The 13871-nt window shown below is 59.8% G+C and carries 11 protein-coding genes; 7 read left to right on the plus strand and 4 right to left on the minus strand.

Going from position 1 to position 13871, the window contains the following annotated elements:
* Nucleotides 1-42 precede the first annotated feature (42 nt).
* Nucleotides 43-2448, minus strand: a complete 2406-nt coding sequence (gene ftsK, locus QZH45_RS19365) for a DNA translocase FtsK (protein WP_080996551.1) — start codon at nt 2446-2448, stop codon at nt 43-45.
* A 318-nt stretch (nt 2449-2766) separates the two neighbouring features.
* Between ftsK and trxB the strand changes: the two genes are divergently transcribed.
* The 4 genes from trxB (at nt 2767) to infA (ending at nt 5701) form a co-directional block, all read left to right on the plus strand.
* Nucleotides 2767-3726, plus strand: a complete 960-nt coding sequence (trxB, locus tag QZH45_RS19370; RefSeq protein WP_053190854.1) for a thioredoxin-disulfide reductase — start codon at nt 2767-2769, stop codon at nt 3724-3726.
* Nucleotides 3727-3809: 83 nt separating this feature from the next.
* Nucleotides 3810-4490 (plus strand): leucyl/phenylalanyl-tRNA--protein transferase, encoded by a 681-nt coding sequence (gene aat / locus QZH45_RS19375; protein WP_053190853.1) that lies wholly within the window; start codon nt 3810-3812, stop codon nt 4488-4490.
* A 56-nt stretch (nt 4491-4546) separates the two neighbouring features.
* Complete coding sequence (locus QZH45_RS19380) at nt 4547-5254, plus strand: arginyltransferase (protein ID WP_024779300.1); 708 nt, start codon at nt 4547-4549, stop codon at nt 5252-5254.
* 228 nt (nt 5255-5482) lie between these two features.
* A complete protein-coding gene (gene infA, locus QZH45_RS19385; protein WP_002553999.1) occupies nt 5483-5701 on the plus strand; it encodes a translation initiation factor IF-1 in 219 nt (72 codons plus the stop codon).
* A 241-nt stretch (nt 5702-5942) separates the two neighbouring features.
* On the opposite strand, the gene clpA is transcribed toward infA, so the two are convergent.
* Both clpA and clpS read right to left on the minus strand, forming a co-directional pair.
* A complete protein-coding gene (gene clpA / locus QZH45_RS19390) occupies nt 5943-8213 on the minus strand; it encodes an ATP-dependent Clp protease ATP-binding subunit ClpA (protein WP_024779301.1) in 2271 nt (756 codons plus the stop codon).
* 29 nt (nt 8214-8242) lie between these two features.
* Complete coding sequence (gene clpS, locus QZH45_RS19395; RefSeq protein ID WP_015094394.1) at nt 8243-8605, minus strand: ATP-dependent Clp protease adapter ClpS; 363 nt, start codon at nt 8603-8605, stop codon at nt 8243-8245.
* A gap of 241 nt (nt 8606-8846) precedes the next feature.
* Here clpS and cspD point away from each other — a divergent pair, with 241 nt between their 5' ends.
* Nucleotides 8847-9110 (plus strand): cold shock domain-containing protein CspD, encoded by a 264-nt coding sequence (gene cspD / locus QZH45_RS19400; RefSeq protein WP_024779302.1) that lies wholly within the window; start codon nt 8847-8849, stop codon nt 9108-9110.
* Between the two features lie 77 nt (nt 9111-9187).
* Here cspD and icd read toward each other — a convergent pair whose 3' ends face one another.
* Nucleotides 9188-10444 (minus strand): NADP-dependent isocitrate dehydrogenase, encoded by a 1257-nt coding sequence (gene icd, locus QZH45_RS19405; RefSeq protein ID WP_024779303.1) that lies wholly within the window; start codon nt 10442-10444, stop codon nt 9188-9190.
* 482 nt (nt 10445-10926) lie between these two features.
* On the opposite strand from icd, the gene QZH45_RS19410 reads away from it, so the two are divergent.
* On the plus strand, nt 10927-13152 hold the full coding sequence (locus tag QZH45_RS19410) for an NADP-dependent isocitrate dehydrogenase (RefSeq protein WP_055135445.1): 2226 nt from the start codon (nt 10927-10929) through the stop codon (nt 13150-13152).
* A gap of 233 nt (nt 13153-13385) precedes the next feature.
* Complete coding sequence (locus QZH45_RS19415) at nt 13386-13832, plus strand: NUDIX hydrolase (protein ID WP_024779305.1); 447 nt, start codon at nt 13386-13388, stop codon at nt 13830-13832.
* Nucleotides 13833-13871 lie beyond the last annotated feature (39 nt).

Genomic DNA, 13871 nt, shown 5'->3' on the forward strand with positions numbered 1-13871 from the left:
ATTCGTGGGGGGCGAGCGGCGCCTACAGGGCCGCCCGAGTCATCAGTCGCGCATCGGGCCCGGCGCCAGCACTTCGCGCGAACCATTGGTGTTCATGGCCGTCACGACCCCGGCCATCTCCATGGCCTCGATCATGCGTGCGGCACGGTTATAGCCGATCTTGAGCTTGCGCTGGACGGCGGAGATCGATGCCCGACGGCTTTCCAGAACGAACTGCACCGCTTCGTCGTAGAGCGCATCGGTTTCCGCATCCTCGTCGCCACCGCCGCCACCGCCCTCGAAACCGCTACCGGCTTCTTCGACGCCATTGAGGATGTCGTCGTTGTATTCGGGAGCGCCGCGCAGTTTCCAGGCTTCCACCACGCGGTGCACTTCGTCGTCGGAGACGAACGCACCGTGCACCCGGATCGGCAGGCTGGTGCCAGGCGGCATGTAGAGCATGTCACCGTGACCGAGCAGTTGCTCGGCGCCGCCCTGGTCGATGATGGTCCGCGAGTCGATCTTGCTGGACACCTGGAACGCCATGCGGGTCGGAATGTTGGCCTTGATCAGGCCGGTGATCACGTCCACCGACGGCCGCTGCGTAGCGAGGATCAGGTGAATACCGGCCGCACGGGCCTTCTGGGCGATACGGGCGATCAGCTCTTCGACCTTCTTGCCGACGATCATCATCATGTCGGCGAATTCGTCCACCACCACCACGATGGTCGGCAACTTGTGCAGCAGCGGCGCTTCGTCGTGGATGTTTTCGCGGTGGTACAGCGGGTCGGTCAATGGCGTGCCCGCCTCTTCGGCCTCCTTGACCTTGGCGTTGAAGCCCGACAGGTTGCGCACCCCCAGCTTCGCCATCAGCTTGTAGCGGCGCTCCATCTCGGCGACGCTCCAGCGCAGGGCATTGGCGGCGTCCTTCATGTCGGTGACCACCGGGCACAAGAGGTGCGGGATACCTTCGTAGATCGACAATTCAAGCATTTTCGGGTCGATCATGATCAGTTTGGCGTCTTCAGGGCCAGACTTGAACAGGATCGACAGAATCATCGCGTTCACGCCCACCGACTTACCAGAACCGGTAGTACCGGCCACCAGCAGGTGGGGCATCTTCGCCAGGTCGGTGATAACCGGCTTGCCGCCGATGTCGTGGCCCAGGGCCAGGGTGACCGGAGACTTGTGGTTGTCGTATTCGGGCGTCGACAGCACTTCGGAGAAGCGCACGATCTGACGGTCCTCGTTGGGAATCTCGATACCCACAGTGGTTTTGCCGGGAATCACTTCCACCACCCGCACGCTGGTCACGGCCAGCGACCGCGCCAGGTCCTTGGCGAGGTTGGCGATGCGGCTGACCTTCACGCCGGCGGCCGGCTGGATTTCGTAACGGGTGATGACCGGGCCCGGGTGAATCGAATCCACCGACACCTCGACTCCGAACTCCTTGAGTTTGATCTCCAGCAGATGACCCACCGCCGCCAGGGATTCGGGAGAATAATTGAGCTGCTTCTTTTCCGCAGGGTCCAGGATCGAGATCGGCGGCAAGGTGCCCTCCACCGCGCTGTCGACGAACAGCGGCACCTGCTTCTCCTTCTGCACGCGCTTGCTTGGCTCGGGCGCCTTGGCCGGAGCCATGGTAATGACCGGTGGCACCTGCTTCTCGCGCTCGGACATGTGCTTGCTCAAGGCCTGCTCGCGCTCGATCAGGCGTTCCTTGACCTTGGCCTGCTCGCGCTTGTCGGGCACCGTCGGTGCCACCACGTCATGGACCCGGTCGTCCACTTCACGCAGTTGCGCCACCAGTTGCTTTCGCTCGGTGCGCGCCGCCCACCAGCGATTCAGGGCGCCCTGGATCAACTCGATCAGGTCGAGGGTGATCTTGCCGGTGACGTCCATGACCTTGAACCACGACAGGTCGGTGAACACCGTCAGGCCAAACAGGAACAGGGCGATGAACAACAACGTGCTGCCCTGGATGTTCAGGGCGTTCCGGGCCAGATCGCCGAGGCTTTCCCCCAGTGCGCCGCCCGCCCCGGCCGGCAAGCCGGTAGGGGCATGGAAATGGATATGGGCCAGTGCGGCCCCCGATAGCACCAGGAACACCAGGCCGATCAGACGCCAGGAAAACAACCAGCCGCTCCACTGCCATGGCTCGTGGCGCTGGCGAAATATCTGGTACGCCTTGATTGCCAGCAACAACGGGAAGATATAGGCGAAGTAACCCAGCACCATGAACAGGATGTCGGCGCTGTAGGAGCCGGCCGGACCGCCGAAGTTCTGCACGTCGTCGATCTTGCTGTTATGGCTCCAGCCCGGATCGTCCTTGCCGTAGGTCAGCAACGCCATCATCAGGAACAGACACAAGGCACCGATGGCGATCAATGCACCTTCCTTGAGCCGGTAGTGCAATTGCTGGCGCCAGAGCGGAACGACTGTTTTAGGTGCTGCGGTGGATTTCTTCAAAACGCTTCTTTTCCTGCGCCAACGGCGCGCCCATCTGTTGAATGACTATAAAAATTGCTCATTACAAGCAGGTAAAAAAGTGAATGTGCACAACCGGTACTACTTTTACCACTGAGAGATGCGTCCAGAAAACCGCAGGTGTTGCCGAAGATGTTGATCTTTAGCCCATCCTGCGTTCAAAACTCAAGCATTGTACGGGTTTGTCGACTCCAAGGCATTGCCCGCACGCAGGGTGACAGCGTAGTCGAAAACGGGCTGCACAAGCGCCAATTGGACCATGCATTGTCTTTTGTGACAAAGGCTTATGAGGTGTTTTTTATGAACGAAGTGAAGCATTCACGCCTGATCATTCTCGGCTCCGGCCCCGCAGGGTACAGCGCAGCGGTCTATGCTGCCCGAGCCAACCTCAAACCCGTTGTCATTACCGGCATGCAGGCCGGAGGCCAGCTCACCACCACTGTCGAAGTCGACAACTGGCCCGGCGACGTCGAAGGACTGACCGGCCCGGCCCTGATGGAACGCATGCAGCGACACGCCGAGCGCTTCGACACGCAGATCGTCTACGACCACATCCACACCGCCAAGTTGCAACAGCGACCGTTCGAGCTCATCGGCGACAGCGGCACCTACACCTGCGATGCCCTGATCATCGCCACCGGCGCGTCAGCCCAGTACCTGGGCCTGCCTTCGGAGGAGACCTTCGCCGGCAAAGGCGTTTCCGCCTGCGCAACCTGCGACGGATTCTTTTACCGCAACCAGGTGGTGGCCGTGGTCGGCGGCGGCAATACTGCGGTTGAAGAAGCCTTGTACCTGTCCAACATTGCCAGGGAGGTACATTTGATCCACCGCCGGGACAAGCTGCGTTCGGAAAAAATACTGCAGGACAAACTCTTCGAAAAGGCCGCCAACGGCAATATCAGGCTGCACTGGAACCAGAACCTCGACGAAGTGCTGGGGGACGCCAGTGGCGTGACCGGCGCCCGCCTGCGAAACAGCCAGAGCGGCGAAACCAGCACCTTGCAATTGGCCGGGGTATTCATCGCCATCGGCCACAAGCCCAATACCGATCTGTTCCAGGGCCAGTTGAGCATGCGCGACGGCTACCTGCTGGTGCGCGGCGGCAGCGAAGGCAATGCCACTGCCACCGATATCGAAGGCGTATTCGCAGCCGGCGACGTGGCCGATCATGTGTATCGACAGGCCATTACCTCGGCCGGTGCCGGCTGTATGGCCGCGCTGGATGCGGAGAAGTATCTCGATGACATCCCGGCCGCTTGACGGTTAATCTTCGAACCAGTGCTCATGGCGAGGGGCTTCCCCCCTCGCTACATCACCCTCCCCTTCTGCAAGTTCGGACAACAATGCTGACGTGGTTACAACGCAACACCTTCGATTTTCCACCCCTGGAAAAAGCCATGCGCGATCCCAACGGCTTGCTGGCCGCCGGCGGCGATCTGTCTGCGGACCGGCTGATCCAGGCCTATCGCCACGGCTGTTTCCCCTGGTTTTCCGAGGGACAACCGATCCTGTGGTGGTCTCCCGACCCTCGCACGGTGTTGTTTCCCGACGAACTGCATGTCTCGCGCAGCCTGGGCAAGCTCCTGCGCAAACAACGTTATGAAGTGACGTTCGACAAGGATTTCGCGGCGGTCATCCGGGCCTGCGCCGCGCCGCGGGCGTATGCGGACGGCACCTGGATCACCGAAGCCATGCAAACCGCCTACCTGGAATTGCATCGTCGCGGCCTTGCCCATTCCGTGGAGGTCTGGGACCAGGGCCTGCTGGTAGGCGGCCTGTACGGCTTGGCCATGGGCCAATTGTTTTTCGGCGAATCCATGTTCAGCCGGGCCGACAACGCGTCGAAATTCGGCTTTGCCACGTTGGTCCAACACCTCAAGACGGCCGGCTTTGTGCTGATAGACTGTCAAATGCCCACCGAGCACTTGCACAGCCTGGGCGCCCGATCGATTACTCGCTCGGCATTTGCCGGTTACCTCAAGGCGCACCTGGACCAGCCCAACCGTGCAACCTGGGTTTGCTGAGCGACATTCGCACCAGTGGCTTACACTTAATCCAAAGCTTATCCCGAGGGTTGATCATGACCGAGTTGGCGCGCTTGAAGTTCTATGCCACTCAACCTCACTCTTGCAGTTATCTGCCCGAAGAGCAGGCCACGACGCTGTTCCTCGACCCTAGCCAGCCCATGGATGTGCATGTCTACGCAGACCTGTCGGAAATGGGCTTTCGGCGCAGTGGCGATCATCTCTACCGGCCTCATTGCCAACATTGCAATGCGTGCGTACCGGCGCGCATCCCTGTGGCGCAATTTACACCTGATCGCCAGCAGAAACGCATTTTCAAGCGCAACGCCGATCTCCAGGTCCGGCCGGCCAAACCACAGTTCAGCGAAGAGTATTTCGACCTGTACCAGCGCTACATCGAGCAACGTCATGCCGACGGCGACATGTACCCGCCCAGCCGCGATCAGTTTGCGACCTTCCTCGTGCGCGACCTGCCCTTTTCCCGCTTCTATGAATTCCGTCTCGAAGGGCAACTGGTAGCGATTGCCGTCACGGACTTGCTGCCCAATGGGCTTTCGGCGGTGTACACCTTCTATGAGCCGGAAGAAGAACGGCGCAGCCTGGGGCGCTTTGCCATTCTCTGGCAGATCAACGAAGCCCGACGCCTGGGCCTGGAAGCGGTGTACCTGGGCTACTGGATCAAGAACTGCAAGAAAATGAACTACAAGACCCAATATCGGCCGATTGAACTGCTGGTCAACCAGCGTTGGGTTGTCCTCAGCTAGCGTCCTGCCTCGGAAATAAGCTGTTCATTTTTGGCGGCGTCTTGGGTGCCTGGCCAGCGTTGCCGCGCCTTGGCCGAACACCCGAGCCACTCACCCAAAAAGAACGTATTTCCGAGACAGGACACTAGAACCCCTTGGCTTGCCCCCCTTTTTTCGGGCACAATGCACGCCGCTTTTGCCTGGCGCAGTTGCACCGGGCCATTCACTGGATACCGAGGGCTTTACTGCATGTCGAAAGAAGACAGCTTCGAAATGGAAGGCACTGTCGTCGACACCCTGCCCAACACCATGTTTCGCGTGGAGTTGGAAAATGGGCACGTCGTTACCGCGCACATCTCCGGCAAGATGCGCAAGAACTACATTCGTATTCTTACCGGCGACAAAGTGCGCGTCGAGCTGACGCCCTATGACTTGAGCAAAGGGCGCATCACTTACCGCGCTCGCTAACAGGTCAATACAAAACGCCCGGCTGATGCCGGGCGTTTTTGTTTGCCTGGGATTTGATAACCACGCAGACCCCATGTGGGAGCGAGCCTGCTCGCGATGGCGGCGCATCAGCTCGCATTGATGTTGAATCTGTCGGCGCTATCGCGAGCAGGCTCGCCCACAAGGGACTGCGGTGAACTCGATATCTTCAAGACAGCAAAAAGGCGCCTTCCGGCGCCTTTCTGCTTATTACAGGTTTCGATCAGGCCATTTCAGCCGTGGTTTCGAAGTCGAAGGTCAGCTCGCCATCCTTGATGTCGATGTGCACCACACCGCCATGCTCGGCCAGTTCACCAAAGAGGATTTCCTCGGCCAGCGGACGCTTGATCTTGTCCTGGATCAAGCGAGCCATCGGCCGCGCACCCATCGTCACATCGTAACCACCCTCTGCGAGCCAACTGCGGGCCGCATCGGTGACTTCCAGCAGCACACGCTTGTCCTCGAGCTGCGCCTGAAGTTCGGTGAGGAACTTGTCCACCACACTTTTGATGACCTCATGGCTGAGGCGACCAAACTGGATAATGGTGTCCAGGCGGTTGCGGAATTCAGGCGTGAAGCTCTTCTTGATCACTTCCATCGCATCGGACGAATGGTCCTGATGGGTGAAACCGATCGAAGCACGCGCAGCGGTTTCGGCGCCGGCGTTCGTGGTCATGATCACGATCACGTTGCGGAAGTCCGCCTTGCGCCCGTTGTTATCGGTGAGCGTACCGTGGTCCATGACCTGCAGGAGCAGGTTGAAGACTTCCGGATGCGCCTTCTCGATTTCATCGAGCAACAGCACGCAGTGAGGTTGCTTGGTGATGGCTTCGGTCAGCAGGCCGCCCTGGTCGAATCCGACATACCCCGGAGGCGCACCGATCAGACGCGATACGGTGTGGCGCTCCATGTACTCGGACATGTCGAAGCGCACCAGCTCGATCCCCATCGCCTTGGCCAGTTGCCGCGCAGCCTCGGTCTTGCCCACACCGGTAGGGCCGGCGAACAGAAAGGAACCAACCGGTTTGTCTGGCGACTTGAGGCCGGCACGGGACAGCTTGATAGCGGTCGACAGCGAATCGATGGCCGCATCCTGGCCGAATACCGTCAACTTCAGGTCACGCTCCAGGTTACGCAGCAACTCCTTGTCGGAACTGGTGACGTGCTTGGGCGGAATACGTGCGATCTTCGCCACGATATCCTCGACCTGAGGCACTTCGATGCGCTTGACGCGTTTCTCCACCGGCTGCAGACGCTGGTAAGCACCGGCCTCGTCGATCACGTCGATGGCCTTGTCCGGCATGTGCCGATCATTGATGTAGCGCGAGGCCAGTTCAGCCGCGGCCCGCAGGGCTTCATCGCTGTACTCGATACTGTGGTGCAGTTCGAACCGCCCCTTCAAGCCACGCAGAATACCGATGGTGTCTTCCACCGAAGGCTCCGAGACGTCGACTTTCTGGAAGCGCCGTGCCAGGGCTCGGTCCTTCTCGAAGATCCCGCGGAATTCCTGGAAGGTGGTCGACCCGATGCAACGGATATCACCCGACGACAGCAATGGCTTGAGCAGGTTCGAGGCGTCCATGACCCCACCGGACGCAGCGCCCGCACCGATGATGGTGTGGATTTCATCGATGAACAGGATCGCCTGGGGACGCTTCTTCAACTCGCCCAGCAATGCCTTGAAGCGCTTCTCGAAATCGCCGCGGTACTTGGTGCCGGCCAGCAGGGCGCCCAGGTCGAGGGAGTACACCACGCTGTTGGCCAGCAGGTCCGGCACCTGGTTGTCGACAATGCGCTTGGCCAGGCCTTCGGCAATCGCGGTTTTACCCACGCCCGCCTCGCCCACCAGCAACGGGTTGTTCTTGCGACGCCGGGCCAGGATCTGCGCGACGCGCTCGACCTCGGCTTCGCGCCCGACCAACGGATCGATGCGACCCTGGCGCGCCAGTTCGTTCAGGTTGCTGGCATAGGCATCCAGCGGATTGCCCGAAGAAGAAGACTCACCGCCCTCCTCGTCCTGCATATCCTGTTCACCTTCGGAATGATCGCCATGCCCCGGCACCTTGGAAATGCCATGGGCGATGTAATTGACGACATCTATACGCGCAACGCTCTGCTGCTTGAGCAGGAAGACCGCCTGGCTTTCCTGTTCGCTGAAGATGGCGACCAGCACGTTGGCACCGGTGACTTCACGCTTGCCCGAGCTCTGTACATGAAAGACAGCACGCTGCAGTACACGCTGGAAGCCCAGGGTTGGCTGGGTTTCGCGATCCTCGTCATGAACGGGAATCAATGGCGTGGTGGAGTCAATGAACTCCTGCAGATCATGCTTGAGTTTATCGAGATTGGCGCCGCAGGCACGCAATACGGTGGCGGCAGCCTCGTTATCCAGTAGGGCCAGCAGCAGGTGCTCGACGGTCATGAATTCATGACGCTTCGAACGAGCCTCCTTGAAGGCAAGATTGAGGGTGACTTCGAGCTCGCGGTTTAACATGGCTTCACCTCATACCCAAGTGGTCGGCGTTAACCGTCCTTCTCGATTTCACAGAGTAGCGGATGCTGGCTTTCCCGGGCGTACTGGTTGACCTGCATGGCCTTTGTTTCGGCGATGTCGCGGGTAAACACTCCACACACTGCCCGTCCCTCTGTATGAACGGCCAGCATGACCTTGGTCGCCAGCTCGCGATTCAGGTTAAAAAACACCTCGAGCACTTCGACGACGAAATCCATCGGTGTGTAGTCATCGTTGAACAAAACCACCTTGTACATCGGTGGCGCCTGCAACGCAGGCTTTGCTTCCTGAACAGCAATGCCTGCGGAATCGTCGTCATGTAGATCCGGGCGATCCTGATTGAATGTTAGTCGAATCTGGCTGATTGCATGCATGGAAAGAAAGGTTCGTTTAGTTGGCAAATACAGTGATGGGGGCACTGGCGGGCGATTTCAACCGCCACTGCCGGGTCACCTTGACTATCGGCAAAACGGTGTTACAACCAATAGAGCCCATCGCGGGTTAAAAAGGTCCGCGGAATCGATCCTTGAAGCAAGATTAGATTGCGGATGAACTGGATGATACTCCAGTGATGGAGTGCGTTGCAGAGGGAAATGGTCTATGTCGGTCGTCAAGATGAGTGGCAAGGTGAAATGGTTCAACAACGCCAAGGGCTACGGCTTTATTCTGGCGTCTGGCAGGGATGAAGACCTTTTCGCGCATTTTTCGGCAATCAGGATGGACGGTTATAAAACCCTGAAGGCCGGGCAGCCCGTGACATTCGAAGTGATCCAGGGCCCCAAGGGCCTGCATGCGGTCAACATTTCGCCGGTCGAGGTTGAAAGCACCTCCATCCCCGAAAAAGTCAAAGTCAAAACCAGAGTCACCGAAACCCATTGACCTGCTGTCACCATCGGTCAAAAAGACGCCCGGCTCGATCACTCGAGCCGGGCGTCTTTTATTGCCCGTCGACCCGCTTACATGTGCGAGATCAAGGCATCGCCGAAGCCTGAGGACGACACCAGCTTGGCACCTTCCATCAGGCGTTCGAAATCATAGGTCACGGTCTTGGCCGAAATCGCGCCGTTGGTGCCCTTGATGATCAGGTCGGCCGCTTCGGTCCAGCCCATGTGGCGCAGCATCATTTCCGCCGACAGGATCAGCGATCCGGGGTTGACCTGATCCTTGCCCGCATACTTGGGCGCGGTACCGTGGGTGGCTTCGAACATCGCCACGGTGTCGGAGAGGTTGGCACCCGGTGCAATACCGATACCGCCCACCTCCGCCGCCAGGGCGTCGGAGAGGTAGTCACCGTTGAGGTTGAGGGTTGCAATCACGTCATACTCAGCCGGACGCAACAGGATCTGCTGGAGCATCGCATCGGCGATGGCGTCCTTGACGACCACGTTCTTACCGGTCTTCGGATTCTTGAATTGCATCCACGGCCCGCCATCGAGCAGCGTGGCACCAAACTCCTCGGCTGCCACTTCGTAGGCCCATTCCTTGAAGGCACCTTCGGTGAACTTCATGATGTTGCCTTTGTGGACGATGGTCAGCGAATCGCGATCGTTATCGACCACGTATTGCAAGGCCTTGCGCGCCAGGCGCTTGGTGCCCTGCTTGGAGACCGGCTTGACGCCGATGCCGCAATCTTCGTCGAAACGGATCTTGGTGACGCCCATTTCTTCTTTCAGGAACTTGATGACCTTGGTGGCTTCGGCCGAACCGGCCTTCCACTCGATGCCGGCGTAGATGTCTTCGGAGTTCTCACGGAAGATCGTCATGTCCACGTCGCCTGGTTTCTTCACCGGGCTCGGCACGCCTTCGAACCAGCGCACCGGGCGCAGGCAGACATACAGATCCAACTGCTGACGCAGGGCCACGTTCAACGAGCGGATGCCGCCGCCGACCGGTGTGGTCAGGGGGCCCTTGATGGAAACCACGTAATCCTTGACCGCATCCAGGGTTTCCTGGGGCAGCCAGGTGTCCTGGTCGTAGACCTGGGTGGCTTTTTCACCGGCATAGACTTCCATCCAGGAGATTTTCCGCTTGCCGCCGTAGGCCTTCTGCACCGCAGCGTCCACAACCTTGATCATGACCGGACTGATGTCGACGCCAATGCCGTCGCCTTCGATGAAGGGGATAATCGGGTTGTCGGGAACATTAAGAGAATGGTCTGCATTGACGGTAATTTTGTCACCGACGGCTGGAACCTGAATCTTTTGATACCCCATGCTGAACTCCATTGCTTGGATTGAACATCTGGCTGCGTTCGAGCGTACCCCAGTTGCATCGACGCGCAAACCCTACGTTAGACGCATCAGCAGGAAAGTCGCGCAGTTCGCCGTGTACAAGCCTGAAAAACAAGGGAAAAGCGCCAAATATGAGCATAGCCCACCACGCCGCCCCTGCGACGTTTAGACCAATGGACGTGTACGAAGGTCTATGAACCATCGGCAGATTGCCAGCTACCTATGTATAATGCCGCCGCTGACCACAGGGTCACGACGGCTGACTGCTCTACCAAGGGCCTTCCCGCCAGTTATAAAGCCGGACCGTTACCGCGGCCCGACCGCTTGACGCTCGACTGATGCACCCAACATCACCGCGAAGAAACCTCGACATTCGGCTCACGGCTGACTTTGAACGAACGCGCTTACCCGGCGCCCCTCGAGTTTCTGCGCATGCTTTAGCAAAGAAGAGAGTTAATCCGAATATGCCCACCCGCTCGAAGATCATCTATACCTTCACCGACGAAGCGCCTGCCCTCGCCACCTATTCGCTGCTGCCGATCGTCGAAGCCTTTACCGCTTCGGCCGAGATCGCCGTGGAAACCCGCGACATCTCCCTCGCAGGGCGCATCCTGGCCAGCTTCCCCGAGCAACTGGGTGACAAAGCCGTAGCCGACCACCTCGCCGAACTGGGCGACCTGGCCGTAACGCCTGAAGCCAACATCATCAAGCTGCCGAACATCAGCGCCTCGGTGCCGCAACTGCAGGCCGCGATCAAGGAATTGCAGGCCCAGGGCTACGCACTGCCGGACTACCCGGAAACCGTGACCAGCGAAGCCGACAAAGAAGCCAAGGCCCGTTACGACAAGGTCAAGGGCAGCGCCGTGAACCCGGTTCTGCGTGAAGGCAACTCCGACCGCCGCGCACCGCTGTCGGTCAAGAACTATGCCCGCAAGCACCCGCACAAGATGGGCGCCTGGGCTGCCGACTCCAAATCCCACGTGGCCCACATGAGCACCGGCGATTTCTACGGCAGCGAAAAAGCCGCCCTGATCGACGCCGCCGGCACCGTGAAAATCGAGCTGATCGCCCAGGACGGCACTGCCACCGTCCTGAAGGAAAAGACCACCGTAGAAGCCGGTGAGATCCTCGACTGCGCCGTGATGAGCAAGAATGCCCTGCGCAACTTCATCGCCGCAGAAATCGAAGACGCCAAGCAAAAAGGCGTACTGTTGTCGGTTCACCTCAAGGCCACCATGATGAAGGTCTCCGACCCGATCATGTTCGGTCAGATCGTCGCCGAGTTCTATAAGGACGCCCTGGCCAAGCACGCCCAGGTGCTGGAGCAGATCGGCTTCAACCTGAACAACGGCATCGGCGACCTGTACGCCCGCATCAAAGCCCTGCCGGCCGAGCAGCAGGCGCAGATCGAAGCCGACATCCAGGCGGTCTACGCGGCGCGTCCATCCCTGGCGATGGTCAACTCCGACAAGGGCGTCACCAACCTGCACGTGCCGAGCGACGTCATCGTCGACGCCTCGATGCCGGCCATGATCCGTGACTCCGGCAAGATGTGGGGCACCGACGGCCAACTGCACGACACCAAGGCCGTGATCCCGGATCGCTGCTACGCCACCATCTACCAGGCGGTGATCGAAGACTGCAAAGCCAATGGCGCCTTCGACCCAACCACCATGGGCAGCGTGCCGAACGTCGGCCTGATGGCCAAGAAAGCCGAAGAGTACGGTTCCCACGACAAGACCTTCCAGATCAAGGCCGACGGCGTGGTCCGGGTCTCGGACAACACCGGTCGCACCCTGCTGGAGCAGAACGTCGAAGCTGGCGACATCTTCCGCATGTGCCAGACCAAGGATGCGCCGATCCAGGACTGGGTCAAGCTGGCCGTCAACCGCGCCCGCGCCAGCAACACCCCGGCCATCTTCTGGCTGGACCCGATGCGCGCCCATGACGGCGTAGTGATCGAGAAGGTCCAGGCTTACCTGAAGAACCACGACACCACTGGCCTGGACCTGCGCATCATGTCGCCGGTCGACGCGATGAAGTTCACCCTGGCCCGCACCCGCGAAGGCAAGAACACCATTTCGGTGACCGGCAACGTGCTGCGCGACTACCTGACCGACCTGTTCCCGATCATGGAACTGGGCACCAGCGCCAAGATGCTGTCGATCGTGCCGCTGATGAACGGTGGCGGCCTGTTCGAAACCGGCGCTGGCGGTTCGGCACCCAAGCACGTTCAACAACTGCTGGAAGAAAACTTCCTGCGCTGGGATTCCCTGGGCGAGTTCCTGGCCCTGGCCGCCTCCCTGGAACACCTGGGCGTGACCTACAACAACCCGAAAGCCCTGGTGCTGGCCAAGACTCTCGACCAGGCGACTGGCGAGTTCCTGGACCGTAACAAGTCGCCTTCGCGCAAGGTCGGCGGTATCGACAACCGTGGCAGCCACTTCTACCTGACCCTGTTCTGGGCCCAGGCACTGGCCGCCCAGGATGACGACGCAGCGCTCAAGGCGCAGTTCACCACCCTGGCCAAGACGCTGACCGACAACGAAGAAAAAATCGTTGCCGAGCTCAACGCCGTTCAAGGCAAGCCGGTGGACATCGGCGGTTACTACTTCGCCAACCCGGAGCTGACCAGCAAGGCCATGCGCCCGAGCGCAACCTTCAACGCGGCCATCGCTGCGCTGGTGTAAGGTTGTAAGGAAGCACCACAAACCCCGGCCTTGTGCCGGGGTTTGTGTTTCCAGCCCATTCCCTTCTGGCTGGGGATCAGCTGCAGTTTTTGAATTCACCGCCCCTGTGGGAGCGAGCCTGCTCGCGATAGCGGTTTATCATCCAACACTTGTATTGGCTGACCCACCGCTATCGCGAGCAGGCTCGCTCCCACAGGGCTTGTGTTTCACTATTCAAATTTCGAGGAAACCACATGGATTGGAAACCCCACATCACCGTCGCCACCATCGTCGAGGACAACGGCCGTTTCCTGATGGTGGAGGAATCCAAGGGCGGGCGCGCGGTGCTCAACCAGCCCGCCGGACACCTGGACCCGGATGAAACCCTGATTGAGGCCGCCGTGCGCGAAACCCTGGAAGAAACCGGCTGGGACGTCGAGCCCACCAGCGTGGTGGGCATCTACTTGTATACCGCTCCCAGCAATGGCGTGACCTATCAGCGGGTCTGTTTCGCCGCCAAAGCGCTCGAACACCACCCCGACTATCAGTTGGATGACGGCATCCTGGGCGCCCGATGGCTGACCCGCGACGAACTGCTTGAACAACGCGACCATTGGCGCAGCGATCTGATCATCCGCTGCATCGACGATTATCTGGCCGGTCATCGCCACAGCCTGGCACTGATACGTCCTTCCCTTTAGCCTTGCGCGCCCGGGCCTGATAGAATCGCGTCCTTTTTC

The organism is Pseudomonas corrugata, assembly GCF_050920615.1.
Lineage (GTDB): Bacteria > Pseudomonadota > Gammaproteobacteria > Pseudomonadales > Pseudomonadaceae > Aquipseudomonas > Aquipseudomonas corrugata.

Coding starts and splice junctions, on each gene's coding strand:
- icd (WP_024779303.1), bottom strand. CDS start 10,444: ATGGGGTATCAAAAGATTCAGGTTCCAGCCGTCGGTGACAAAATTACC.
- trxB (WP_053190854.1), top strand. CDS start 2,767: ATGAACGAAGTGAAGCATTCACGCCTGATCATTCTCGGCTCCGGCCCC.
- QZH45_RS19415 (WP_024779305.1), top strand. CDS start 13,386: ATGGATTGGAAACCCCACATCACCGTCGCCACCATCGTCGAGGACAAC.
- cspD (WP_024779302.1), top strand. CDS start 8,847: ATGAGTGGCAAGGTGAAATGGTTCAACAACGCCAAGGGCTACGGCTTT.
- aat (WP_053190853.1), top strand. CDS start 3,810: ATGCTGACGTGGTTACAACGCAACACCTTCGATTTTCCACCCCTGGAA.
- QZH45_RS19380 (WP_024779300.1), top strand. CDS start 4,547: ATGACCGAGTTGGCGCGCTTGAAGTTCTATGCCACTCAACCTCACTCT.
- QZH45_RS19410 (WP_055135445.1), top strand. CDS start 10,927: ATGCCCACCCGCTCGAAGATCATCTATACCTTCACCGACGAAGCGCCT.
- infA (WP_002553999.1), top strand. CDS start 5,483: ATGTCGAAAGAAGACAGCTTCGAAATGGAAGGCACTGTCGTCGACACC.
- clpA (WP_024779301.1), bottom strand. CDS start 8,213: ATGTTAAACCGCGAGCTCGAAGTCACCCTCAATCTTGCCTTCAAGGAG.
- clpS (WP_015094394.1), bottom strand. CDS start 8,605: ATGCATGCAATCAGCCAGATTCGACTAACATTCAATCAGGATCGCCCG.